The following is a 476-nucleotide window of genomic DNA, read 5'->3' as shown; positions in this document are numbered from 1 at the left end:
GTGTAGATCTGTCCGGCGACCGAGGCGGCGGCGGTGGCCGTCACGTCGTCCACGGGCATCCGGACCGAGGCGAACTCTCGGGTGACCCACTCCAGCGTCACGGGGTTGTTCCGGAACGTCCGGCTCGGGGTCGACCACAGTTCCTCGTCCACCCCGGCCTGTACGAGGTAGCAGTAACCGGGCCGCTTGTTGCCCCACGCCCCGGGGTTGGCGCCCGCGTCCAGCACTTCGGACGGGAGGGCGAAACCGGCGTCCCGCTCGTCCACGCCCATGCACAGTGCGGACGGGAGGGAGGCCCGGGTGTCGGTGCTGATCTGGTAGCCGCTCGCGCGCTGCATCGAGACCACCAGGGAGGCGCCGGCCGAACGGGCTTCCTGCGCGATGCCGGTGAACGCGTCGTCATCGACGGCCCGCAGGGTGTTCGCCGCTTCCTCGAACCAGCCGACCAGGTACGGCATACCGGGGCACCCGCACGC

The 476-nt window shown here is 71.0% G+C and carries 1 pseudogene; it reads right to left on the bottom strand.

From position 1 onward, the window contains the following. Positions 1–476 (bottom strand): annotated as a pseudogene (locus ADL29_RS08985) (plasmid transfer protein TraB); the annotation flags it as partial.

This window comes from Streptomyces chattanoogensis (assembly GCF_001294335.1).
GTDB classification, from domain to species: domain Bacteria; phylum Actinomycetota; class Actinomycetes; order Streptomycetales; family Streptomycetaceae; genus Streptomyces; species Streptomyces chattanoogensis.
This window is presented reverse-complemented; position numbering and strand designations above follow the sequence as displayed.